Genomic DNA, 24,740 nt, shown 5'->3' with positions numbered 1-24,740 from the left:
ACACAGCGCAATAGTGGGGTCGCAGTCTGCGCCTTAGATTGAATGCAAACGCATAGGAACCGGACCGGGACCTGGGCGTCAGATGTGAAAGCCGGGTTAGTCGCATCTCTTCGGGTTCGCTCGAGAGGTAGGTGGCGATGGACCGTTTGTTGCGTAAATTCCTGTCTCAATTCGTCCGCCGCGGATCGCTGACGGTGACCGGCGCAAGCGGGGTGAAGTTCACCGTTGGCGACGGATCGGGCGAGCCCATTGCGGTGCGCTTTGTCACCGCCGACGCGGAACGGAAGGTCCTCATCAATCCCGAACTCGGGCTTGGCGAGGCCTATATGGACGGCGAGTTCGTCGTCGAGCGCGGCACGATAGCTGATGCCCTCGCGATCCTGCTCGATCAACCCGACCTATTGCCGCAGTGGGCCAAACCCTGGTGGCACCTGCGCTATCTGACGCGGCATCTGAAGCAGTTCAATCCGCGCTCGCGCTCCCGCAGCAACGTGGCGCACCATTATGATCTCGACGCCCGCCTCTATTCGCTCTTCCTCGATGCCGACAAGCAATATAGCTGCGCCTATTTCGAGACGCCGGAAACGACGCTCGACGATGCGCAGCTTGCCAAGAAGCGGCACATCGCCGCCAAGCTGCTCATCAAGAGCGGCCAGCGCGTGCTCGACATCGGCTCCGGCTGGGGCGGGCTCGGGCTCTATCTCGCCGAGATCGCCGGCGCCGACGTCACCGGCATCACACTCTCGACCGAGCAATTGCAGATTGCCAATGCGCGCGCCGCCGAAAAGCGCCTGACGGGCTCCGCCAGATTCCTGCTCCAGGACTATCGCGACATCGCTGGCCCGTTTGATCGCATCGTCTCGGTCGGCATGTTCGAGCATGTCGGCGCCCGCTTCTACGACACCTATTTCCAACGCTGTGCCGAGCTTCTGAGCAAGGACGGTGTCATGCTGCTGCATTCGATCGGCCGTTCGCAGGGACCGGACTCCACCAATCCCTGGATCGCCAAATACATCTTCCCCGGCGGCTACATCCCCGCTTTGTCGGAGGTGCTGCCGGCGATCGAGCGCGCTGGCCTCCTGGTCTGCGACATCGAGATCCTGCGCCTGCACTACGCCGAGACGCTGAAGGCCTGGCGGGAGCGCTTCATGGCGCGGCGCGAGGAGGCCGTGCAGCTCTATGACGAGCGCTTCGCCCTGATGTGGGAATTTTATCTCGCGGCCTGCGAGATGACGTTCCGCAAGCAGCACATGATGAACTTCCAGATCCAGCTCACAAGGCGTCAGGGCGTGGTGCCCATAACGCGCGACTACATCGGGCGCGAGGAAGGCCGGCTGCGGGCCGTTGAAGGCGGTGCCAAGCCCAGGCTGAAGCTGGCAGGTGAATAGATCCTAGTGACGCCGGGTCGAAATCTGAGAGAGCCGGAAAGAGGCGGTTAACGCTAGTTGCGCCCGCAGTTCCACGAGAAGTTCAGGTGCGACCGGCTGACGCCGCACTTCGGGTCGCTCGGCGTACTCCATGGCCGCGATCAGGCCTGCCAGCCAAAGCCGGCTGCTGGCCTCGCTTCGCCACATCTGGTGCTGCCGTTCTGGCCGCATCGCCTCGTCTCCCTGCTGGCGGGACGGAGACAACCCCCTGCCCGCCGGCCTGTTCCGCCTCTGCCCGAAAGAATCCGGGGAGATGTGATCTGGTTCACATAAGTCTCGTCGGACCTGGCTTAGATCGTCGCCATGAGCAAAGAGACCCAAACCTCATTCGACGTGCAGGACGACCTCCGCACCGATTACGCCCTGATCGTCACGGGCGTTGGGGCAGCCTTGGTCGCGCTGGTCTACCTCCTGCTGATCTGAATCCGAGCCGAAAGCTCCCAGCGTGCGTCAATTCGCGCGCCCTCTCGTTAGGTCTGCGCGCCAATCCATTGGGTTCACGGGTTCAGGATTTTTCCATGGCACGTCGCGGTCGCGTTCAGGCAGACCCCGGTTCCGTGAAAATCCGTCAAGCGCGGCAGTTGCCGCAGCTGCCAATCATCCACCATTTTAACTGAGCGGTTGATAGCGGTCAGCTTTCGCTTCCGCTTTGGCGTGAGGCGGCGCTTTATCCCGGCCCCGCATCCGCCCACGAAAATTGCTAAGCACGTCCGACCATGGCCCTGACTGATTCGAACGTTCTCAAACTCGCGCCCGACGCCGGAACTCCTGCCTATCGGAGCGCACCGCACAATATCGAGGCGGAACAGAGCCTCCTGGGCGCGATCCTGGTCAACAACGACGCTTTCTATCGGGTGTCGGACTTTCTCGAGGCGAAGCATTTCTTCGAGCCGCTGCACCAGACCATTTTCGAGACCGCCGGCAGCCTGATCCGGATGGGCAAGATCGCGACGCCGGTCACGCTGAAGACCTTCCTACCCGCAGACACCGATGTCGGCGGCATGACCATTGGGCAATATCTGGCACGGCTCGCGGCCGAAGCGACCACCATCATCAATGCGCAGGACTACGGCCGCACCGTCTACGACCTGTCGCTGCGGCGCGACCTGATCGGAATCGGCGAGGACATGGTCAACGTCGCCTATGACGCGCCGGTCGATTTCCAGCCGCGGGCGCAGATCGAGGACGCCGAGCGCAAGCTTTACGAGCTAGCGGAATCCGGCCGTTATGACGGCGGCTTCCAGAAATTCTCGCAGGCGCTGGCGGTCGCGGTCGATCTCGCGGCCAAGGCGTTCCAGCGCGACGGCAAGCTGTCCGGCATCTCGACCGGCATGCGCGACCTCGACACCAAGATGGGCGGCCTGCAGCATTCCGACCTCATCATCGTCGCGGGCCGTCCCGGCATGGGCAAGACCTCGCTTGCGACCAACATCGCCTACAATGTCGCGCGCGCCTACGTTCCGGAAGTCCAGGCCGACGGCACCACGAAGGCCGCCAATGGCGGCGTGATCGGCTTCTTCTCCTGCGAAATGTCAGCCGACCAGCTCGCCACGCGTATCGTGGCCGAGCGCACCGGCGTTCCCTCCTCCCACATCCGCCGCGGCGGCATCTCGGAAGCCGATTTCGAGAAGATCCGGGAGGTCTCGATCGAGCTGCAATCGCTGCCGTTCTATGTCGATGCCACCGGCGGCCTGTCGATCGCGCAGCTGATGGCACGCGCCCGCCGGCTGAAGCGCCAGAAGGGCCTCGACCTGCTGGTAATCGACTACATCCAGCTGTTGTCAGGCTCGAGCAAGCGCGCCAGCGACAGCCGTGTGCAGGAAATCACGGAAATCACGACCAGCCTGAAGGCATTGGCGAAAGAGCTCAACGTTCCCGTGATCGCGCTATCCCAGCTCTCGCGTCAGGTCGAATCCCGCGACGACAAGCGGCCGCAGCTCTCCGACTTGCGTGAATCCGGGTCGATCGAGCAGGACGCCGACGTCGTGCTGTTCGTTTATCGCGAGGAATATTACCTCGCGATGAAGGAGCCCCGCCCGGGCACGCCTGAACACGAGAAGTGGCAGCTCGACATGAGTCTTGCCCACGGAAAGGCCGAGGTCATCATCGGCAAGCAGCGCCACGGACCGACCGGCACCGTCGACCTGGCGTTCGAAGCCTCGGTCACGCGGTTCGGCGACCTCGCGCCTGACAGTCAGCTGCCGGCTCGCAGCGACAACGACTACTGAGTTCCTTGAACCGGACAGGCCTCTTGCGTAAAACGGCGCCATGACAATGGCGTCCGACCCGAAAACGAACCCGCAACCCGGCATTCTCTCCGCGGAGGCCAACCAGGCCGCCGCGCTCGCTGCCTATGGCGGCGTGCTCACCGTCGATCTCGATGCCATCATCGCCAATTGGCGCAAGCTCGAGAAGACGGCGGTACCGGCCGAGTGCGCGGCGGTGATCAAGGCCGACGCCTATGGCTGCGGCGGCGCGGAGGTCGCGCGCGCGCTGAGCAAGGCCGGCTGCAAGACGTTTTTCGTCGCCACCATCGAGGAGGCGCGCAAGGTGCGCGCGGCCGTGCCGGAGCCCACGATCTACGTGCTCGGCGGCTACTTCCAGAACACCGGCGAGCACTACGCCAAGATCAACTGCCGGCCGGTGATCGGCGATCTCAACGAGCTCGCCGAATGGGACGTGTTCTGCCGCCGCACCGGATGGACCGGCGGCGCTGCCGTTCACATCGACACCGGCATGAACCGGCTGGGCCTGACGCTGTCCGAGGCGCACGCCATCATCCCCCGCATCAATGCAGGTGATCACGGCATCACGCTGGTAATGAGCCATCTGGTCGCCGCCGAGCAGCTCAACAGCCAGGTCAATGCCAGACAGCTCGCGGCCTTCCGCGGCATTGCCAGTGAGTTCACCGGCGTGCCCGCCGCGCTCGCCAACTCCTCCGGCATCTTCCTCGGCGCGCCGTTCCAGTTCGACATGGTGCGGCCGGGGGCCGCGCTCTACGGCGTCAACCCGACGCCGGAGGCCGACAACCCCATGCAGCAGGTCGTCGACCTCAAGGCGCGCATCGTGCAGATCCGCACTATCGAGCGCGGCGAGACCGTCGGCTATGGCGGCACCTGGAGCGCACGGCGGCCGACCAAGCTCGCGATCATCGCGGTCGGTTATGCCGACGGCTATTTCCGCGCCGCCAGCTCCAATGACGGCACCCGCGGCGCCGAGGTGATCGTGGCCGGCAAGCGCTGCCCGGTCGCGGGCCGCATCTCAATGGACCTGATCGCCATCGACATCACCGACCTGCCGCCGAACGCGGTGCGGCGCGGCCACATGGTGACGCTGCTCGGCGAGGGCATCACTGTCGACGAGCTCGCGCATCATTTCGGCACGATCGGCTATGAGGTGCTGACCAGCCTCGGCCGCCGCTATGCGCGCATCTACAAGGGCGGCGATGTGGAGGAGCCATTAGCAAGGCCCGCTCCCGCACAGGCGGCCGAGCAGCCGCCATCGACGCCGCCGCTCGAACAGCCGTCCGCTCAGCCGCCACTCCCGGGTTAGACGCGCGTGCCCCGGACGCAGCGCAACGCTCCTTCAGCGATGCGCTGCAGAGCCGGGGCCCATCTCTCAACAGCCTACCGTGTCACCTTTTGGGTCCCGGCTCGCGCTCCGCGCGTCCGGGACGCGAGAGCTATTTCTGCTTCCTGTTGTCCAGCGCCGCCTTGCAGGTCGCGCTGAGCTGATCGCGCTTGCCGTCGAGACAGGCGACGACGCGGCCGCCACCCGGCGCGATGCCGGCGCAGAATTTGTCATAGTCCGTCTTGCACGCGCCGCGCGGATCGGACGATTGTGCCGATGCGCCTCCGGAGAACGCGAGGGCGAGTGCGATGGCAACAAAGCTCAGCTTGGACATTGTATCTCCGGTGACGGAAGGCGGGAGCCGCAGCTCTACATGAAGATCGCGACATTCAACATCAACAACATCAATCGCCGCCTGCCCAATCTGTTGGCATGGATGCGCGTGGCGAAGCCCGATGTCGTCGCGCTTCAGGAGTTGAAGGCAAGTGATGGCGAATTTCCGGCGGCCGCCATTGAAAAGGCCGGCTACGGCGCGGTGTGGTGTGGACAAAAGACATGGAACGGCGTCGCCATCCTCGCCCGCAATGCCGAGCCCGTGCTGACGCGCGACCGATTGCCTGGCAAACCCTCCGATCACGAAGCCCGCTACATCGAGGCCGCCATACGCGGCATCATCGTCACCAGCATCTATCTGCCGAACGGCAATCCGCAGCCGGGACCGAAATTCGACTACAAGCTCGACTGGTTCGCGCGGCTCAAGCGCCACGCTAAGACCTTCATCAAGCAGGACCTGCCCGTCGTTCTCGCCGGCGATTACAACGTGGCGCCGACCGGGATCGACATCTATCCGACGCGCTCATGGGACAAGGACGCGCTGATCCAGCCGAAGAGCCGCGCAGCGTTTGCCTCGCTGGTCGCACAAGGCTGGTGCGACGCGATCCGGGAGCTGCATCCGGAGAAGCGCATCTACACCTTCTGGGACTACAAGCGAAACCGCTGGCCGCGCGATGCGGGCCTGCGGCTCGATCATCTCCTGCTCAGCCCCGCCCTCGCCCCGCGTCTGGCCAAGGCCGGCGTCGACAAGAAGATCCGCGGCGAGGATGGCGCGAGCGACCACGCGCCGGCATGGATCGTGTTGCGATGATCTTCACAGAACGGTCAAAACAAACCGGTCGAAACAAAGCGGTGAAAACAACCCCATGCACAGTAGGAGACCCCTGTCCGATCAATGACTTGCGGCTATTCCGAAACCAAAGTTGATCCGTCGGGCAAAACACTGGCATGATGTCCCCATCGAGGGGCGTCCAACTGCGGCGCAGGTCGCCAGACCTTCTCAAACTGCCCCCTCGTCTGGAATGTTGAGAACGGTGCCACAGGCCTTGCAATGCACGGCGTCGGCATCGTGCCTCTGGAGCCCGCAGGTCGGGCATGGAAACCGCACCTTGTGCGGACTGAGCAGCGCGCGGGCGAGATTGAAGAACAGCGTGACGCCGAAAATCATGATGACGACGGTGATCAGACGACCGAACGTACCCGCCAGGGTAATGTCGCCAAAGCCCGTCGTCGTCAGCGCCGTGACGGTGAAATACAGGGCATCGGCATAGTTCCGGATCTCGTCGTTGCGAAATTTCTGGGTCTCGTAAACGATGCCGGTCATGACGAAGATGAAGACGGCCAGGTTCGTGACGGCGAAGATGACCTCTTCGTTGCGCCGAAAGAACGGGGAATCGAGGCGCAGCCTCACCAGCATCTGGTAGTCGCGGAGCAGCCCCAGCGTTCGCAAGATCCGGAGAAAGCCGCCCGCCTCGCCGGCCAGCGGCGCCAGGAAGGATACGATGGCGACCATGTCAGCCCACGTCGCGAGCTGGGTGAACTTCCGAAACGGATGCCGGTCGACGAGGAGCCGTGCCGAAAAGTCGGCCAGCAGCAGGGCGCCGAAGAGAACATCGAGCGTTTCGATGATCTCGCTGGGAGGCAGGAACGATGTTGCGATGATGAACAGCACCGTCACGATGTCGAAGGCCAGCAACGCATAGCGGAAACGGACGCCGCTCGGCGTTTCGCCCTCGTAAAGGCGGCGGACATTGCTTCTGAAAGACGTGAGGGTCACGGCACTATGATCACGGTTTGCGCGGATGATGGCAGTCGGCAGCGCGCGCCGCAAGCTCACGCGGGTCGGGCCTGTCCCCAGTCGTACGATGATGTTGCCCGGCAGGAGGGCTTGTTCGTCCGCCGGCCCTCTCGCGCCAGATCTTCAGCAACTGCGCCGTCAGCCCGGAAGCACACACAGTTGGGAGAACGGTCAATGCTGCTCCAATCAAGCTTCGAGGCTTGAAAAGTCCTCTCGTCGCATGGGTTCGGAATTTTGGCGCGCATTTCGGTGTCGAGAAAGCCTTGAAATGCGAAAACTCCTAGCGCCGCCCTTCCCGCGTCAACTCGGCGGCTAATAGAACGGCGTCTCGACAGCCGCCTCCTATGAACAGCATCGAATATGCGGCTCGCTTTTGTCCACTTTTGCACCGATTGCAAAAATAACTCAGGCGCCCTTGGAGCTTAGGAACTTTTGTTGCGTCGCCGCCATGGCGCAGGCCTTCAGCTGGAGCCAGTCGGCCAAATCCTGCGCAGCGCTCTACAGATCATCGATCTAGCAGCCATCGGTGACCAATCATGAATATCCACCTTTCGCGAGCCTGGAGATGAGCGCGGCGTGACGCCGTTTGCCGCCTGATGGAACGGAATCATCGAGCCACGGTTACGACCACACACAGGAGTTGCCGCCATGCGCCGCTCGATATCGAAACCAGTCCGCAACAAGCTCGACTTGACCGACCGCGCTCAAATGCGCCTCGTGAGAAAGCGTTTGGGTCTGTCCGATGCCGAGCTGACTGCGATCGCCGAGCGGATCGGCAATTCGATCACCGCGATCAGCAAGGAAGTCGCCAAGCAGCGCGCCAACGCGCTGGCCAAGCCGGCCGACGTGCCTCCCGCGGCAGTGATCGCCTCGGCTGCGGCCACCGAGCAGGCCGCGACCGAGATACCCGCAACGGCGCCGACATCCTGACCGGATTGTCATCGGGGGCAGACATGGACCAAAAAACGCAATCAGACGACGCCCTGACGCGGGCGGCGTCGAGCCTGCGCCGATCGAGGATCACCGAGGGCAAACCGTTTCCGCTCGGGGCCACCTGGGATGGTCTCGGCGTCAATTTCGCGCTGTTCTCGGCCCACGCCACCAAGGTCGAGCTCTGCCTGTTCGACGACGACGGTAAAACCGAACTCGAGCGGATCGAGCTTCCTGAATATACCGATGAGGTCTGGCACGGCTATCTGCCCTCGGCCCGCCCCGGCACCGTCTACGGCTATCGCGTCCATGGGCCCTACGAGCCTGACGCCGGACACCGCTTCAATCCCAACAAGCTCCTGCTCGATCCCTATGCCAAGCAGCTGGTCGGGCAACTGCGCTGGGGGCCCGAGCTGTTCGGCTATCAGCTCGATCACGCCGACAAGGACCTCTCCTATGACGAGCGCGATAGCGCGCCCCTGATGCAGAAGTGCCGCGTCATCGACCCCGCGTTCACCTGGGGCGCGGCGCGCAAGCCCGAAGTGCCGTGGGAGCGGACGATCGTCTACGAGATGCACGTCAAAGGTTTTACGCAGCTGCATCCGCTGGTGCCCGAAGCCGACCGCGGCACGTTCTCGGGCCTGGCGCATTCGGACATCCCCGCCTATCTGCGCTCGCTCGGGATCACCAGCGCGGAGCTGCTGCCGATCCACGCCTTCGTTGACGACAGCTACCTGGTCGACAAAGGCCTGCGCAATTACTGGGGCTACAATTCCATCGCCTTCCTCGCGGCGGAGCCGCGTTACATGAAGACGCCATTTGCGAACGAATTCAAGGAAATGGTCAACCAGTTTCACGCTCACGGCATCGAGGTCATCCTGGACGTGGTCTACAATCACACCGCGGAAGGCAACGAACTCGGCCCGACGCTGTCGTTCAAGGGCATCGACAACGCCAGCTACTACCGCTTGCTGCCGGACCAGAAGCGCTATTACATCAACGACACCGGCACCGGTAACACGGTGAACCTCTCGCATCCGCGCGTGCTTCAGCTGGTCGCGGATTCCCTGCGCTATTGGGCGACGGAGATGCGGGTCGATGGCTTCCGCTTCGACCTCGCCACCATCCTCGCGCGCGAGCCCTATGGCTTCGACGAAGGCGGCGGCTTCCTCGACGCCTGCCGTCAGGATCCGGTGCTTTCCAGCGTCAAGCTGATCGCAGAGCCCTGGGACATCGGTCCTGGCGGCTACCAGGTCGGCCAGTTTCCGCCTGGATGGGCCGAGTGGAATGACAAGTTCAGGGATACCGTCCGCGCCTTCTGGAAGGGTGATGAAGGCACGCTGGCGGATCTCGCCAAACGTGTGTCAGGGTCCGGCGACCTCTTCAACAGGCGCGGACGGCGCCCCTGGGCCAGCGTCAATTTCGTCGCGGCGCATGACGGCTTCAACCTCAACGACCTCGTCTCGTACAACGACAAGCACAACGAGGCGAATGGGGAGGACAATCGCGACGGCCACAGCAACAATCATTCCTGGAATTGCGGCGCCGAAGGACCGACGAACGATCCGGAGATTACGGCGCTACGCGAGCGTCAGAAGCGGAATCTGCTCGCGACCATGCTGCTGTCCCACGGCACACCGATGCTGCTGGCCGGCGACGAGTTCGGACACACCCAGAACGGCAACAACAATGCCTATGCCCAGGACAACGAGACGACCTGGCTCGACTGGATGGGCATCACGGCAAATGGACGGAGCCTTCGTGAATTCACCCGCAAGCTGATTGCCACGCGCAAGGCCTTCCCGATCCTCTACCGCAGCCGCTTCCTGGTCGGCTCTCACAACGAGGAGCTCGACGTCAAGGACGTGGCCTGGCTGTCACCCACCGGCGACGAGATGACCGACGAGCAATGGCAGGACGGTAACGCCAAATGTTTCGGGATGCTGCTCGACGGACGCGCACAGGAGACCGGCATCAAGCGACGCGGCTCGGACGCAACGATGCTTCTGGTCTACAATGCCCATTACGACGTCGTGAATTTCACCTTGCCGCCCGTCACCGATGGAAGTCGCTGGTTGGGGCTGATCGACACCAATCAGCCGGATGTCCAGATGCCCGCGTTCGAGTTCGGGCACGCTTACGCGGTGACGGGACGATCGCTCGTTGTCTTCGGCCTTGCCACCGAGAACGCGGCCACGCGTCGCCTGCGACAGGGTCTTGGGGCGCTGCTCGATATCGCGGAAGCGCCGCTGCCCGGCTAGCGTTCCAACCCGGCTAGAAGCACGCGAATCCGCGGCCCATGCACACTAGCCGCCTTTCGCCTCAATGCCTTAGCAGGCGGGTTGCTGACTCCGCGCGCCCCCTTCCAAGCGGCCGAGCAAACCCCTTGACCTCCGCACTCTGGTCAGCATACTGGTCTGACCAAGATCAGACCAAAGAGATAGAGGGGATGGAGCTCAAGCGGGCCACCGAGGGCGAAAAGGGGTTCGAGAAGGTGTTCGCCTTCCTGCGCGAACGCCTGCTTGCGGGCTCGCTGAGGCCGGGCGACCGCCTGATCTCGGAGCGCGAGCTCGCCACCCTGCTCGGCGTCAGCCGGCCGATCGTGCGCGAAGCGCTACGCGCCCTCACCGTGCTGGGGATCGTCGAGATCCGCGACCGCATCGGCACCGTGGTGACGCGGCCTGACGTCTCGGTGCTGAACGACTTCTTCACCTTCGCGCTCGCCCAGCAGGCCGACATGCTCGACGACGTCATGCAGGCGCGCGTCGCGATCGAATGCCAGGCGATCAGGCTTGCCTGCGAACGCGCCAACATCGCCGATTTCGAACGCCTGCAACGCGCGCTGGCGAAGATCGGCGAGACGATCGACGAAGCCGATGCCGGCGGCATGGCCGATTTCGACTTCCACCGCGCCATCGTCGTCGCTTCGCATTCGGAGACGCTGAGCGTGCTGCACGCCTCGATGGCGGGCCTGTTGACGCATTCGCATCGCAGCCGCCGCGAGCTGGTGCAGGCCTTCCCGTCGATGAAGACCTACCTCGTCGACGATCACCGCCGCATCTTCGAAGCGCTCATCGCGCGCGATCCCGAGCGCGCGGATGCGACGCTGCGCAAGCATTTCGCCATAGGGGACGAATACCGCAGACGCGCAATCGTCGGCGACGTCGACAAGACCAGTGCCTCGGGCTGATCGCGCCAAGCTATCGACCAAGACGCCAATCAAACAAGAATACGGACTGACGACATGGGACGGAACGACAAGGGCAATGTCGGCTTCATCGGCATCGGCACGATGGGCCGGGAGATGGTGCGCAACCTGCTGGCGGCGGGACATGCGGTCCGCGTCTTCGATCTGAACGAAGCTGCGGTGTCGGACAGCGTCCAGCAAGGCGCGACCCGCGCGAGCAGCCCCGCCGATGCGGCGCAAGGCGTCGACATCGTCATCACCATGCTGCCCGACACGCCGCATGTCGAAGCGACCATTTACGGCGAGCACGGCCTGCTGACATCCCCGCCGCCGGGCAAGCTGATCGTCGACATGAGCACGATCTCGCCGGTTGCCGTCCGCCGCATCCATGCCGACCTGCACAAGACGGGCGTCAGCTTCATCGACGCGCCGGTCTCGGGCGGGCCGGTGGGCGCGAAGAACGCCGCGCTTTCGATCATGGCCGGCGGCGATGCCGACGCGTTCGCCAGGGCCGAGCCGTTCTTCCGTGCGATGGGCACGACCATCACCTATGTCGGCGCGTCCGGCGCCGGACAGACCGTCAAGCTGTGCAATCAGCTGATCTGCGGCATCAACATCCAGGCGATCTGCGAGGCGCTGGCGCTCGGCCGCGCTTCGGGCCTCGATCTCAACCTGCTGCGCCGGGTGCTGCTCGGTGGCTCCGCCGCGTCCTGGATGCTCGACAAGCTCGGTCCTGCGATGATCGCGGGCGACGTCTCCGCCGGATTCCGGATCGATCTCCAGCTCAAGGACCTTCGCCTCGTGCAGGAGCACGCGCAGGCCCTGAACGTGCCCCTGCCCGGCACCGCGCTCGTCACCAGCCAATATGTCGATGCGCGCGCCCATGGTGAAGGCAGCAACGGCAACCAGGCGCTGTTCCGCGTCTATGACCGCATGACCAACCAGACAACCGGCTAACTCTGAAACAATGAGCCTCCAACTCGACTTTCCCGCAGTGCTGGAGCGTTGGCCGAGTTTTCTCGCCGGCGCCGTGCTGACGTTGGAGTTGGCATTCTTCGCGACCGTACTCGGGGCCCTGCTCGGCACGCTCGCCGCGGTCGGACGCGGCACGCACAACGTGCTGATATCAGGCGCCTGCAAGGTCTATGTCGAGACCATCCGCAACACCCCGCTGCTGGTGCAGATCTTCCTGGTCTATTTCGGTCTCGCCAGCCTCGGCCTGAAATATTCCGCCTTCACCGTGGCGGTGGCGGCGCTGACGATCAATGTCGGCGCCTATACCGCGGAGATCATGCGGGCCGGCTTCGAGGCGATCCCGCGCGGGCAGATCGAGGCCGCCGAGGGGCTGGCGCTGTCGCGCTTGCAGATCTACTGGCACATCATCCTGCTGCCGGCGGTCGAGAAGGTCTATCCGGCGCTCACCAGCCAGTTCGTGCTGTTGATGCTGGCCTCCTCGGTCTGCTCGCAGATTTCGGCCGAGGAGCTCACCGCGGTCGCCAACTACATCCAGTCGGACACCTATCGCGCGTTCGAGACCTACATCATCGTCGCCGTGCTCTACGTCATCCTGTCGCTGGTGATGCGGGCCGGCTTCTGGGGCCTAGGCCTTGTCCTGTTTCCGCGCCGGCGCCGGCTCGGTACGCCGTTGTGAGATGACCATGGGCGGACATCTCAACATCAACCACCTGATGTTCCTCGGCCAGGGCGCTCTGTGGACAATTGGCCTGTCGCTCATCGCGCTGATCGGCGGCGGCATCGTCGGCTTCGTGATCGCGCTGGCGCGGATCTCGCCGCTGAAATCGGTGCGGATCGCCAGTGCCGTCTACGTCCAGCTCATCCAGGGCACGCCGCTGCTCGTCATCCTCTTCCTCGGCTATTTCGGCCTCGCCGCCATCGGCCTGAAGGTCTCGCCGCTGGTCGCCGCCGGCGCCTCGCTCACGCTCTATGTCGCCGCCTATCTCGGCGAGATCTGGCGCGGCTGCATCCAGTCCGTGCCGAAACCGCAATGGGAGGCCGCGGAGGGCCTGGCGCTGAGCCGGACCCAGCGCATGGTCAAGGTGATCCTGCCGCAGGCGATCCGCATCGCCACGCCGCCGACCGTCGGCTTCATGGTGCAGATCATCAAGAACACCTCGCTCGCCTCCGTCGTCGGCTTCGTCGAGCTGATGCGATCCGGCCAGATCGTCAACAACTCGCTGTTCGAGCCATTCGCCATCTACGCCATCATCGCCGTCACCTACTTCGCCATGTGCTATCCGTTGTCGCTGTTCAGCCAGAGGCTGGAGCGGCGGATGGGGCGTGGCCGATCCAACCTCGCGCCAGCCTGACATGCAGCAAAACGCCCCCTCCTCCGAACCGATCGTATCGCTCCACAACGTGCAGAAGAGCTTTGGCGCGCTCCGCGTGCTCGACGGCGTTTCCTTTGCCGTCGCGCGCGGTGAAGTGCTGGCGCTGATCGGCCGCTCCGGCTCCGGCAAGAGCACGGCGCTGCGCTGCATCGACCGCTTCGAGAAGGTCGACGGCGGCGAGATCGTGGTCTGCGGCCATCGCGTCGACCGTCCCGACGTGAACTTGCGTGCGCTGCGCCAGGACGTCGGCATCGTGTTCCAGAGCTACAATCTGTTTCCGCACCTCACCATCGAGCAGAACATCACGCTTGCGCCCTGCGCGGTGAAGGGCATGGCGTCGGCGCAAGCCAAGGACCTCGCGCGAAAAGTGCTGGCGCAGGTCGGGCTCGAGGAGAAGCTGCACGCCTATCCCGAGCAGCTCTCGGGCGGACAGCAGCAGCGCGCCGCGATCGCCCGCTCGCTCGCCATGCAGCCGAAGGTGATGCTGTTCGACGAGGTCACCTCCGCACTCGATCCCGAGCTCACCGGCGAAGTGCTCAAGGTGATCGAGCAGCTCGCGGCCGACGGCATGACCATGGTGATGGTAACCCACGAGATGGGTTTCGCCAAAGGCATCGCCGACCGGATCGTGTTCATGCATCGCGGCAAGGTCCACGAGACCGGACCCGCCTCGATCCTGACGTCGCCGACCACGCCCGAACTCACGCAATTCGTGGGAACGGGAAACCTAAAATCATAACAGGGAGAGGAGAACCAAGGGATGACCAACAAGATAGTGCTCGGGACTGCCGCCGCGTTGTGCGGCCTCATCATGATGGCGGCAACGCCCGCGTCGGCCAACCTGCTCGACGACATCATGAAAGCGAAGAAGATCCGCATCTCCACCGACCTCGCCATCCCGCCCTCGGGCATGATGGACAGCACCATGAAGCCGACCGGCTCCGACGTCGAAGTGGCGCAGTTGCTCGCCAAGGATTGGGGGCTCGAGCTGGAATTCATCCAGACCACCGGCGCGACGCGCATTCCGAACGTCCTGACCGGCAAAGCCGACATCATCATCTCGACCCTGTCGGTGACGGCGGAGCGCGCCAAGGTGATCGACTTCACCAAGCGCTACGCGACGCTGCAATCCGACGTGGGCTGCCTGAAATCGTCGACCGTGAAGGACTGGCCGGACCTGAAGGACAAGTCGATCGGCGTCTCGCGCGGCACCACGCAGGACACAACCTTGTCCAACATGAAGGACAAGGACCTCAAGATCGCGCGCTATGACGACGATGCTACCATGGTGACCGCGGCGGTGTCGGGCCAGGTCGACTGCGTCGGCTCGTCCGCGACGATCATCAACCAGATCGGTGTGAAGAACCCCTCGCGCGTGTTCGAATCCAGGATTCCGCTGGCGACGTTCGATCTCGCCATCGGCCTGAAGAAGGGCGAACAGCCGCTGATGGACAAGCTCAACGCCTGGATCACCGAGAACGTCAAGAACGGCAAGCTCAACGCCATCTACAAGAAATTCCACGGCGTCGATCTGCCGCCGGATATGCGCAGCTGAACCACAGGAAAGACCTCGTGACAGCCGCGCGCGGCTGTCACGATCCATGCAAGATCAAGAAGGACAAAAAATGCGTCTCGTCATCGGATCCGACCACGCCGGCTGGCCGCTCAAGCAGACCGTCATCGACCACATCCGCAAGCTCGGCCATGACGTCATCGACGTCGGCTCCTATGACGACAAGCCGGTGGATTTCCCCGACATCGCCCGCGCCGTGGCCGCCAAGGTCACGTCTGGCGAGGCAGCACGCGGCATCATGGTGTGCGGCACCGGCGTCGGCGCTTCCATCGCCGCCAACAAGATGAAGGGCATCCGCGCCGCGGTCTGCCACGACGTCCACTCCGCGCACCAGAGCGTCGAGCATGACGACGTCAACGTCATGTGCATCGGCGCGCAGATCGTCGGCGCCTGGCTCGCCGTCGACCTCGTGTCGTCGTACCTGTCCGCCGAATTCTCCACCGACGAGGATTTCCGCCGCCGCGTCGAGAAGCTGCGCGTGATGGACGAGCAAGGCTGACGGGCTCTCCGCCATGATCCTGGTGTTCGGATCGCTCAACATCGATCTGGTCGCACAGGTCCCGGTGATTCCGGGTCCCGGCCGCACGGTGCTGGCGCCGTCCTACCGGACCCATTTCGGCGGCAAGGGCGCCAATCAGGCCGTTGCCGCCGCGCGGATCGCGGGGCCTGGACGCGTGCGCATGGCCGGCCGTGTCGGCCGGGACGGATTTGGCGACAGCGCGATCGAGAACCTCAGAGCCAACGGCGTCGACGCCGATCTCGTCGTCAGAGCCGACGAGCCGACCGGCTGCGCCTTCATCACGGTCGATCAGGCCGGAGAGAATGCGATCACGGTGGCGAGCGGCGCCAACATGACAGCGAGCGCCGGAGAACTTCCTGCCGAGCTGTTCGATTCCGACACTGTGCTGGTGCTCCAGATGGAGGTGCCCGTCGCGCAGGCGCTGGAAGTCGCGCGCAGGACGACATTGGCCGCTGGCACCGTCGTCTGGAATCTCGCGCCAGTCCCGGAGAGGATGACCCGTGAGATCGTGACGGAGCTTCTCGCCGTGACCGACCATCTCCTCGTCAACGAGCACGAGGCGCTGGACGCCGCCGACGCCATCGGCCTCGCTCCGCCCAGTTACGAGGCCGCAGCCGCGGACCTCGCCAGGGCCGGCGACCTCACCTGCATCGTGACCGCCGGTGCGCAAGGCGCGCTCGCGGTGACGGCAGAGGGCACCCGCCTGCGCGCGCCCGCCCCGCGCATCACGCCGGTGGACACGACCGGCGCGGGCGACACCTTCGTCGGCGCGTTCGCGGCGATGATCAGCGAGGGCGTCTTGCTGCAACGCGCGCTGGAGGTGAGCTGCGAAGCCGCCGCCTTGAAATGCCTCAAAGCCGGCGCCCAGACCGGCATGCCCATGCGCAGCGCGATGGGCTCCCTCGCCTAGCGCGGATCGCCGATATCCCTGCCCGCGGCTACACTCTCCCGATTCGCGGAGGCTGTTTTGGCCTTTCTCTTCGTCCTCATTGTCGGCCTAATCGCCGGCACCATTTCCGGCATCGTCGGCACCGGCTCGTCGATCATGCTGATGCCGGTGCTGGTCTATGCCTATGGTCCGAAGGAGGCCGTGCCGATCATGGCGGTGGCGTCCGTCATGGCGAATTTTTCGCGGATCCTGGCCTGGTGGCGCGAGGTCGATTGGCGGGCTTGCGCGGCCTATTCGGTGACGGGTATTCCGGCCGCAGCGCTCGGCGCGCGGACGCTGCTGGCGCTTCCCTCCCATGCGGTCGACATCACCATCGGCCTCTTCCTGATCGCGATGGTGCCGGTGCGGCACTGGCTGGCGCGCCATGATCTCAAGGCCAATCTCTGGCACCTCGCCATCGGCGGCGCCGTCATCGGTTATCTCACCGGCATCGTGGTCTCGACCGGCCCGCTCAGCGTGCCGCTGTTCCTGTTCTACGGCCTGTCCAGGGGCGCTTTCCTCGCCACCGAAGCGGCCTCCTCGCTCGGGCTCTATTTCGCGAAGTCCGTGACCTTCGAGCGCTTCGGCGCGCTGACCATGGACGTCTTCGTCAAAGGCTTGATTGCCGGTTCCTCGTTGATGTCAGGCGCCTTCGTCGCAAAGCGATTCGTGCTGCATCTCAAGCCGGAAACCTTCCGCTTGGTGATGGACGCGATCATGGTCGCGGCCGGGCTCTCCATGCTATGGAACGCGACGCACGCCACCTGAGTCTGATTGACGTCCCATGGCCAAGAACACGCTTTCCTTTGTCTGCCAGAACTGCGGCGCGGCGTATAACCGCTGGCAGGGCAAGTGCGAGTCCTGCGGCGAGTGGAACACGCTCGCCGAGGAAGACACCAGCGGCAGCGTGCCGGTATCGATCCGCTCGAAGCGCAAGGGCCGCACATTTGCGCTGGAGAGCCTCGCGGGAAAGAGCCCGGATGCGCCGCGCCTGTCCTCGGGGTTGAGCGAGCTCGACCGCGTCACCGGCGGCGGCTTCGTGCGCGGCTCGGTGCTGCTGGTCGGCGGCGATCCCGGCATCGGCAAGTCGACGCTGCTGACGCAGGCCACCAGCATGCTGGCGCGCGCCGGCCACCGCATCGTCTACATCTCCGGCGAAGAGGCGGTCGCGCAGGTGCGCCTGCGCGCCGAGCGGCTCGGGCTGTCGGATGCGCCGGTGCAGCTCGCGGCCGAGACCTCGGTCGAGGACATCGTCTCGACGCTGTCGGAGGGCGCGGTGCCCCGGCTGATCGTGATCGACTCGATCCAGACCATGTGGACCGACACCGTGGAATCGGCGCCCGGCACGGTGACGCAGGTCCGTGCCTCGGCGCAGGCGCTGATCCGCTTTGCCAAGAAGACCGGCGCGGCCATCATCCTGGTCGGCCACGTCACCAAGGACGGCCAGATTGCCGGTCCCCGCGTGGTCGAACACATGGTCGATGCGGTGCTGTCGTTCGAGGGCGAAGGCTCGCAGCAATTCCGCATCCTGCGCGCCGTGAAGAACCGTTTCGGCCCGACGGACGAGATCGGCGTGTTCGAGATGACTGGTCTGGGCCTGCGCGAGGTCACCAACCCCTCCGAGCTGTTTTTGTCCGAGCGCGATCTCGGCACGCCCGGCACCGCCGTCTTTGCCGGCATCGAAGGCACGCGGCCTGTGCTGGTCGAATTGCAGGCACTGGTGGCGCCGACCTCGCTCGGCACCCCGCGCCGGGCCGTGGTCGGCTGGGATCCGAGCCGGCTTTCGATGGTGCTGGCGGTGCTGGAAGCCCATTGCGGGGTCAAGCTGTCGGGCCACGACGTCTATCTGAACGTCGCGGGCGGCCTGCGCATCCACGAGCCGGCGGCGGACCTGGCTGCGGCCGCGGCGCTGGTATCGTCCCTGGTTAATGCGCAGTTACCAACGGATGCGGTCTATTTCGGCGAGATCTCGCTCTCTGGCGTGGTCCGCCCGGTGGCGCAGACCCCGGCCCGGCTGAAGGAAGCTGCAAAACTCGGCTTTCAGCGCGCCGTGCTGCCCGAATCGGCCCGCGGCGAGGCGGGCGGCGATGCCGGATTGTCGCTGAACGCGGTCAACAGCCTGACGACACTGGTCGCTGAAGTCGCCGCCCGCGGCTCCCGTCGGGGCGAATCGAACGGGCCGGCCGAAAAAAATGCCACACCGGCAAGATTCCGCCGCGGAGAGGGTTAGCCGGAGGTGACGCCGGAGGCCTCCGCCGCTATACAGCCGTCACAAAGCAGCATGGGATTGCGTGGTTGCGGCCTTGCCGGGAACGCCGTCTGCCCCTCTTTTAAGGCAGCGGCCAAGCACCGATTCGCTAGAGCACCTTTGAGAGTACGAGCGGACCAGACCAGCCGATGCCAGTAACCATCCTCGACCTGATCCTGCTCGGTGTGATGTTGATCTCGGGCCTGCTCGCGATGGTCCGCGGCTTCATGCGCGAAATCCTGTCGATCGCCGCCTGGGGCGCCGCCGCGATCGTGACGCTGTACTCGTTCTCGAAGCTGCTGCCGACCGCCAAGACCTATTTCAACAACGACACGGTCGCGAGCGTGGTCGTGGTCGCCGGCGTGTTCGTGGGCACACTGGTCGTGGTTTCCGTGATCACGGTGCGAATCTCCGACATGATCCTGGATTCGCGCATCGGCGCGCTGGACCGCACCCTCGGCTTCCTGTTCGGCCTTGCTCGCGGGCTTTTGATCGTCGTGGTCGCCTTCCTGTTCTTCACCTGGCTGGTTCCGGACAAGCAGCGCCCGGACTGGGTCACCGGCGCCAAGTCCCGCGTCGTGCTCCAGGGAACCGGGGATTGGCTGATGGCCCTCTTGCCCGACGACCCCGAGAACACCATCTTGAAGAGATTCAAGAAAAACAAACCAGATGATGAACAAGCTGAATCCGAGCAGCAGCCTTCGGGCAGTGGCGACGGGTACAGTAAATCGGCTCGTGACGGCATGAAGAAGCTGATCGAGAAACCTGCGGCGCGTTGATTGGCCCCTAAAGAAAGGCGCGGACGAGATGCGACACCCTGACCAGGACGCTCAGCTTGATCTCGATCCAGGGGCCGGTTCAGGCCCGGCCGCGCTCGAGCTACAGGACGATCTGGAGGGCGATACGCTGCGCGAGGAATGCGGCGTGTTCGGCATCTACGGCCATCCCGACGCCGCCGCCATCACGGCGCTCGGTCTCCACGCTCTCCAGCACCGCGGTCAGGAAGCCGCCGGCATCGTCTCCTACGACGGCAGCCGCTTCCACTCAGAACGCCGCCTCGGCCTCGTCGGCGACACCTTCTCCCGCCGCGAGGTGATCGACCGCCTGCCCGGCAATGTCGCGGTCGGCCATGTCCGCTATTCCACCACCGGCGCCACCATCCTGCGCAACGTGCAGCCGCTGTTCGCCGAGCTCAATGCCGGGGGCCTTGCCGTCGCGCATAACGGCAACCTGACCAACGGCCTGACGCTGCGCCGCGAGCTGGTCCGGCACGGCGCGATGATGCAGTCGACCACCGACACCGAGGTGATCCTGCATCTGGTCGCGCGTTCCAAGCGCAGCCGCTTCATCGAGCGCTATATCGACGCATTGCGCGAGATCGAAGGCGCCTACGCGCTGGTCTCGCTGACCAACAAGAAGCTGGTGGGCGCGCGCGATCCGCGCGGCATTCGTCCGCTGGTGCTTGGCGAGCTCGACGGCTGCCCGATCCTGACCTCGGAGACCTGCGCGCTCGACATCATCGGCGCGCGGTTCGTGCGCGACATCGAGCCCGGCGAGGTCATCGTGTTCGACGAGAACGGCCAGGACATCCACAAGCCGTTCCCGCCGATGGCGCCGCGCCCCTGCATCTTCGAATACATCTACTTCTCGCGTCCGGATTCCATCGTGCACGGCCGCTCGGTCTACGAGGTGCGCAAGAATTTCGGCGCGCAGCTCGCCCGCGAGAGCCACGTTCCGGTCGACGTCGTGGTGCCGGTGCCGGATTCCGGCGTTCCCGCCGCGGTCGGCTACAGCCAGTTCTCCGGCGTGCCCTTCGAGCTCGGCATCATCCGCAACCACTATGTCGGCCGCACCTTCATCCAGCCGACGCAGGCGATCCGCGAATCCGGCGTGCGCATGAAGCATTCGGCCAACCGCGCCGCGATCGAAGGCAAGCGCATCATTCTGATCGACGATTCGCTGGTGCGCGGCACCACCTCGAAGAAGATCGTGCGCATGATGCGCGATGCCGGCGCGACCGAGGTGCACTTCCGCCTCGCCTCGCCCCCGATCCTCTATCCCGACTATTACGGCATCGATTTGCCCGACCGCGGCGGTCTTCTGGCGGCGACGCATTCGCTGGAGGAGATGCGCGAGATCATCGGCGCCGACTCGCTCGCCTTCCTGTCGATCGACGGCATGTACCGTGCCATGGGCGAGCCCGGCCGCGACCCCGCCAATCCGAAATTCTCGGATCATTGCTTCACCGGGGCCTATCCGACGCATCTCACCGACCAGACCCAGACCGAGCCGCAGCCGCGGCAACTGTCCCTGTTGGCGGAAGCGAGCTGACGCCTGTCGTCCCTGGGGGATCATCAGAGGCCCCTTTTCGTCATGGCCGGGCTTGTCCCGGCCATCCACGTCTGTAATACCCGCCGGAAAGAACGTGGATGCCTGGGTCAAGCTCGGGCATGACGGAAGTATTCGACGATGACAAAACCCCTCACCGACCGCATCGCTCTCGTCACCGGCGCCTCGCGCGGCATCGGCTATGCCACGGCCATCGCTCTGGCAAAGGCCGGCGCGCATATCGTTGCGGTGGCGCGGACGCAGGGCGGGCTGGAAGAGCTGGACGACGAGATCCGCAAGGACGGCGGCAGCGCCACCCTGGTGCCGCTCAACCTCACCGATTCCGACGGTATCGCGCGGCTGGGTGCCGGCCTGCATGAGCGCTACGGCAAGCTCGACATCCTGGTCGGCAATGCGGGCGTGCTCGGCCCATCCTCGCCGGTCGGCCATATCGAGCTGAAGGCCTTCAACGACGTGATGGCGGTGAACGTCTCCGCGAACTTCCAGCTGATCCGCTGCATGGAGCCGCTGCTGAAGCAATCCGATGCAGGCCGCGCCGTCTTCATCACCTCGGCGGCCGCCAACAAGGCCACCGCCTATGTCAGCCCCTACGCAGCGTCGAAGGCTGCGCTGGAAACCCTGGCGCGCGCCTGGGCGCAGGAGACCGCGAACACCAAGCTGCGCGTCAATCTGTTCAATCCCGGCCCGGTCCGCACCCGCATGCGCGCGACCCTGATGCCGGGCGAAGACCCCGAGACGCTCGATACGCCCGAGCAGGTGGCCGAATTCATCCTGCCGATGTGCGCGCCCGACTGGACCGAGACCGGCAAGTTCTACGACTACAAGACGCGCAGCCTGATGAGCTTCCGCCCGCCGGCCTGATTGACTCCATGACCTCCCCGCGATTGACTGCGCGCGCCTAAGCGGCAGCAAGCCGCAAGGCCAACAATAAGGGAGGTCGCCATGGCATCATGGCACGATCGCGCAAGCCTTGCGCGGGCGCTCGCGAAGGTTTCTCACGCAATTTCGCTTCTGATCGCAGCCGTCGCCCTCGTGCTTCCGGGCATGGCGAGCGCCGGCGACATCCCGACCTTCGCGGTCGATCCCTCCTGGCCGAAGCAGCTGCCGAACAATTGGATCCTCGGCCAGGTCGGCGGCATCACCGTCGATGCGCAGGGCCATATCTGGGTGATCCATCGCCCGCGCTCGCTCACCGACGACGAGAAAGGCGCAAGCCTCAACCCGCCGCGCTCCAAGTGCTGCGTATCGGCGCCGCCCGTGCTCGAATTCGACAGCGACGGCAACCTGCTGCGCTCATGGGGCGGCCCGGGCCAGGGCTATGAATGGGTCGGCCGCGAGCACGGCATCGAGGTCGACGAGCGCGGCTTCGTCTGGGTCGGCGGCAATGCCGACAACGACAACGCCATCCTGAAGTTCACGCTCGACGGCAAGTTCGTCGGCCAGATCGGCAAGTTCGCGCCGAGCCTCGGCAGCAACGACACGACGCAGCTCGGCAAACCCGCCGAGACCGCGATCGACAAGGAGGCGAACGAGATCTACGTCGCCGACGGCTATGGCAACCGCCGCGTCATCGTGTTCGATGCGACGACGCTGGCCTACAAGCGGCATTGGGGCGCCTACGGCAACAAGCCGAACGATGACAAGCAGGCGCCCTATGATCCCAAGGCCCCGGTTGCCCAACAATTCGGCAATCCCGTCCACTGCGTGAAACTCGCCAATGACGGGCTGGTCTACGTCTGCGATCGAATCAACAACCGCATCCAAGTATTCAGGAAGGACGGCACGTTCGTGAAGGAGTTTTTCTACGAGAAGAACACGCTCGGCAACGGCGCCGTCTGGGACATCGCGATCTGGCCGGATCCGAAGCAGACCTATCTGCTCAGCGCCGACGGCGAGAACAACGAAATCCGGGTGATCAAGCGCGAGGACGGCAGCGTCGTCGGCAGCTTCGGCCACAACGGCCGCAACGCCGGGCAATTCCACTGGGTCCATGCCATGGCAATCGATGCCAAGGGTAACGTTTATACCGCCGAGGTCGACACCGGAAAGCGCATCCAAAAATTCAGGCTGACCTCGGACGCGCTCAATTAGCGCCTCAACGCATTTTGACCAAATGTTAACTGACGGATGACGCTTCGACGCAGCGTCATCCGGCTTTAGGCGGATTGCCGCCGACCGTGGGACAGGCTAGAGCCATCAGCCGGAACAAAGGCTCCACCAAGAGGGCCGTCCACATATTTGACAATGGAGGAAGTCTTTCATGATGACGACGTTCGCACGCCATACCGCCGCCTTTCTGGCCTGCGCCGCTTTCGGTTTTGCCACATCCGCCCAGGCTCAGGACAAGACCGTCAAGATCGGCGTGCTCAACGACATGTCCAGCCTCTATGCCGACATCGGCGGCCCGAACTCCGTGGTCGCGATCAAGATGGCGGTCGAGGATTCCGGCCTGCTCAAGAAGGGCTGGAAGATCGAAGTCCTGAGCGGCGACCACCAGAACAAGCCTGACGTCGGCGTCAACATCGCCCGGCAGTGGATCGACAACGAGAAGGTCGACGCGATCGCGGACACGCCGAGTTCCGGCGTGGCGCTCGCGGTGAGCAACCTCGTCAAGGAGAAGAATGCGGTGCTGCTCAATTCGGGCGCGGCCACCGCGGACCTCACCGGCAAGGCCTGCACGCCGAACACCATCTCCTATACTTACGACACCTACATGCTCGCCAACGGCACCGGCAAGGCGCTGACCAAGGCCGGCGGCGACAGCTGGTTCTTCCTGACTGCCGATTACGCGTTCGGTCATGCGCTGGAGCGCGACACCGGCGCGGTCGTCACCGCCAATGGCGGCAAGCTGCTCGGCGGCGTCAAGCACCCGCTCAACACCGCGGACTTCTCTTCCTTCCTGCTTCAGGCGCAATCGTCGAAGGCCAAGATCATCGGCCTCGCCAATGCTGGCGGCGACACCACCAACGCCATCAAGCAGGCCGCCGAGTTCGGCATCGTCCAGGGCGGCCAGAAGCTCGCGGCGCTGCTGCTGTTCATCAACGACGTGCACTCGCTGGGCCTCAAGACCGCGCAGGGCCTGACCTTCACCGAGTCGTTCTACTGGGACCTGAATGACAAGACCCGTGAATGGTCCAAGCGCTTCGCGGCGCAGGCCAGCAAGAACGCAATGCCCTCGATGACCCAGGCCGGCAACTACGCCATGGTGCTGCATTATCTGAAGGCGATGGAAGCGCTCGGCGGCAATCCCCGTGATGGTGCCAAGGTCGTCGCCAAGATGAAGGAGCTTCCGACCGACGATCCGCTGTTCGGCAACGGCCCCCTGCGCCAGGACGGACGCCGCCTGATCCCGGCCTATCTGTTCGAGGTGAAGAAGCCCGAGGAGTCGAAGGGTCCGTGGGATTATTACAAGCAGATCGCCACGATCGCCCCGGAAGATGCGGCCAAGCCGCTCAAGGACAGCGACTGCCCGCTGGTGAAGAAGTGACCGCGTAGCGGTCATCGCAAAGGTCTTGACGGCGTCATGCCC

Annotated in this window: 23 protein-coding genes; 21 read left to right on the top strand and 2 right to left on the bottom strand. The window is 64.5% G+C overall.

The features are described 5' to 3' along the window. Positions 1 to 137 precede the first annotated feature (137 nt). From LPJ38_RS22360 to alr, 3 genes are all read left to right on the top strand, one after another. Positions 138 to 1,388 (top strand): cyclopropane fatty acid synthase, encoded by a 1,251-nt coding sequence (locus tag LPJ38_RS22360; RefSeq protein ID WP_167520429.1) that lies wholly within the window; start codon positions 138 to 140, stop codon positions 1,386 to 1,388. A gap of 755 nt (positions 1,389 to 2,143) precedes the next feature. After that, complete coding sequence (locus tag LPJ38_RS22355; protein ID WP_008551850.1) at positions 2,144 to 3,655, top strand: replicative DNA helicase; 1,512 nt, start codon at positions 2,144 to 2,146, stop codon at positions 3,653 to 3,655. Between the two features lie 40 nt (positions 3,656 to 3,695). After that, positions 3,696 to 4,979 (top strand): alanine racemase, encoded by a 1,284-nt coding sequence (gene alr, locus LPJ38_RS22350; RefSeq protein WP_145632410.1) that lies wholly within the window; start codon positions 3,696 to 3,698, stop codon positions 4,977 to 4,979. A 130-nt stretch (positions 4,980 to 5,109) separates the two neighbouring features. Here alr and LPJ38_RS22345 read toward each other — a convergent pair whose 3' ends face one another. Continuing rightward, a complete protein-coding gene (locus LPJ38_RS22345; RefSeq protein WP_145632414.1) occupies positions 5,110 to 5,331 on the bottom strand; it encodes a cysteine rich repeat-containing protein in 222 nt (73 codons plus the stop codon). 39 nt (positions 5,332 to 5,370) lie between these two features. Here LPJ38_RS22345 and LPJ38_RS22340 point away from each other — a divergent pair, with 39 nt between their 5' ends. Then, on the top strand, positions 5,371 to 6,141 hold the full coding sequence (locus tag LPJ38_RS22340) for an exodeoxyribonuclease III (RefSeq protein WP_145632415.1): 771 nt from the start codon (positions 5,371 to 5,373) through the stop codon (positions 6,139 to 6,141). 189 nt (positions 6,142 to 6,330) lie between these two features. Here LPJ38_RS22340 and LPJ38_RS22335 read toward each other — a convergent pair whose 3' ends face one another. Next, positions 6,331 to 7,107, bottom strand: coding sequence for a potassium channel family protein (locus LPJ38_RS22335; protein ID WP_145632522.1), 777 nt, complete (start codon positions 7,105 to 7,107; stop codon positions 6,331 to 6,333). Between the two features lie 669 nt (positions 7,108 to 7,776). Here LPJ38_RS22335 and LPJ38_RS22330 point away from each other — a divergent pair. The 17 genes from LPJ38_RS22330 (at position 7,777) to LPJ38_RS22250 (ending at position 24,698) form a co-directional block, all read left to right on the top strand. Then, the gene (locus tag LPJ38_RS22330; RefSeq protein WP_145632418.1) at positions 7,777 to 8,058 is read left to right on the top strand and encodes a DUF3606 domain-containing protein; all 282 of its coding nucleotides are present in this window, start codon (positions 7,777 to 7,779) and stop codon (positions 8,056 to 8,058) included. Positions 8,059 to 8,081: 23 nt separating this feature from the next. Further along, on the top strand, positions 8,082 to 10,319 hold the full coding sequence (gene glgX, locus LPJ38_RS22325) for a glycogen debranching protein GlgX (RefSeq protein ID WP_145632421.1): 2,238 nt from the start codon (positions 8,082 to 8,084) through the stop codon (positions 10,317 to 10,319). Positions 10,320 to 10,507: 188 nt separating this feature from the next. After that, positions 10,508 to 11,248, top strand: coding sequence for a FadR/GntR family transcriptional regulator (locus LPJ38_RS22320; protein WP_145632423.1), 741 nt, complete (start codon positions 10,508 to 10,510; stop codon positions 11,246 to 11,248). A 54-nt stretch (positions 11,249 to 11,302) separates the two neighbouring features. Beyond that, complete coding sequence (locus tag LPJ38_RS22315; protein WP_145632426.1) at positions 11,303 to 12,202, top strand: NAD(P)-dependent oxidoreductase; 900 nt, start codon at positions 11,303 to 11,305, stop codon at positions 12,200 to 12,202. Positions 12,203 to 12,212: 10 nt separating this feature from the next. Further along, positions 12,213 to 12,896, top strand: a complete 684-nt coding sequence (locus tag LPJ38_RS22310; RefSeq protein WP_145632429.1) for an amino acid ABC transporter permease — start codon at positions 12,213 to 12,215, stop codon at positions 12,894 to 12,896. 7 nt (positions 12,897 to 12,903) lie between these two features. Then, the gene (locus LPJ38_RS22305; RefSeq protein WP_167520430.1) at positions 12,904 to 13,572 is read left to right on the top strand and encodes an amino acid ABC transporter permease; all 669 of its coding nucleotides are present in this window, start codon (positions 12,904 to 12,906) and stop codon (positions 13,570 to 13,572) included. Between the two features lies 1 nt (position 13,573). Then, positions 13,574 to 14,332: an amino acid ABC transporter ATP-binding protein gene (locus LPJ38_RS22300; RefSeq protein ID WP_145632525.1), complete on the top strand. Its 759-nt coding sequence runs from the start codon at positions 13,574 to 13,576 to the stop codon at positions 14,330 to 14,332. Between the two features lie 21 nt (positions 14,333 to 14,353). Further along, positions 14,354 to 15,148: a transporter substrate-binding domain-containing protein gene (locus LPJ38_RS22295; RefSeq protein ID WP_145632432.1), complete on the top strand. Its 795-nt coding sequence runs from the start codon at positions 14,354 to 14,356 to the stop codon at positions 15,146 to 15,148. Positions 15,149 to 15,218: 70 nt separating this feature from the next. Then, complete coding sequence (gene rpiB / locus LPJ38_RS22290) at positions 15,219 to 15,665, top strand: ribose 5-phosphate isomerase B (RefSeq protein ID WP_145632434.1); 447 nt, start codon at positions 15,219 to 15,221, stop codon at positions 15,663 to 15,665. A gap of 13 nt (positions 15,666 to 15,678) precedes the next feature. Next, positions 15,679 to 16,596: a ribokinase gene (locus tag LPJ38_RS22285; protein WP_145632437.1), complete on the top strand. Its 918-nt coding sequence runs from the start codon at positions 15,679 to 15,681 to the stop codon at positions 16,594 to 16,596. A gap of 57 nt (positions 16,597 to 16,653) precedes the next feature. Continuing rightward, complete coding sequence (locus tag LPJ38_RS22280; RefSeq protein ID WP_145632440.1) at positions 16,654 to 17,382, top strand: sulfite exporter TauE/SafE family protein; 729 nt, start codon at positions 16,654 to 16,656, stop codon at positions 17,380 to 17,382. Positions 17,383 to 17,398: 16 nt separating this feature from the next. Further along, on the top strand, positions 17,399 to 18,844 hold the full coding sequence (radA, locus tag LPJ38_RS22275) for a DNA repair protein RadA (protein ID WP_145632443.1): 1,446 nt from the start codon (positions 17,399 to 17,401) through the stop codon (positions 18,842 to 18,844). Positions 18,845 to 19,011: 167 nt separating this feature from the next. Next, positions 19,012 to 19,641 (top strand): CvpA family protein, encoded by a 630-nt coding sequence (locus LPJ38_RS22270; RefSeq protein WP_008551921.1) that lies wholly within the window; start codon positions 19,012 to 19,014, stop codon positions 19,639 to 19,641. Between the two features lie 28 nt (positions 19,642 to 19,669). After that, complete coding sequence (gene purF, locus LPJ38_RS22265) at positions 19,670 to 21,193, top strand: amidophosphoribosyltransferase (RefSeq protein WP_145632446.1); 1,524 nt, start codon at positions 19,670 to 19,672, stop codon at positions 21,191 to 21,193. Positions 21,194 to 21,331: 138 nt separating this feature from the next. After that, positions 21,332 to 22,072, top strand: coding sequence for an SDR family NAD(P)-dependent oxidoreductase (locus LPJ38_RS22260; protein WP_145632448.1), 741 nt, complete (start codon positions 21,332 to 21,334; stop codon positions 22,070 to 22,072). 81 nt (positions 22,073 to 22,153) lie between these two features. Beyond that, positions 22,154 to 23,302 carry an NHL repeat-containing protein gene (locus LPJ38_RS22255; protein WP_145632451.1) on the top strand — a complete coding sequence of 383 codons (1,149 nt, stop codon included), beginning with the start codon at positions 22,154 to 22,156 and terminating at the stop codon, positions 23,300 to 23,302. Between the two features lie 169 nt (positions 23,303 to 23,471). After that, a complete protein-coding gene (locus tag LPJ38_RS22250; protein WP_167520431.1) occupies positions 23,472 to 24,698 on the top strand; it encodes an ABC transporter substrate-binding protein in 1,227 nt (408 codons plus the stop codon). The last annotated feature ends 42 nt before the right edge of the window (positions 24,699 to 24,740 follow it).

This window comes from Bradyrhizobium daqingense, assembly GCF_021044685.1.
GTDB classification, from domain to species: domain Bacteria; phylum Pseudomonadota; class Alphaproteobacteria; order Rhizobiales; family Xanthobacteraceae; genus Bradyrhizobium; species Bradyrhizobium daqingense.
Note: the sequence above shows the minus strand (reverse complement) of the source record. Positions and strands in the feature narration are given on the sequence as shown.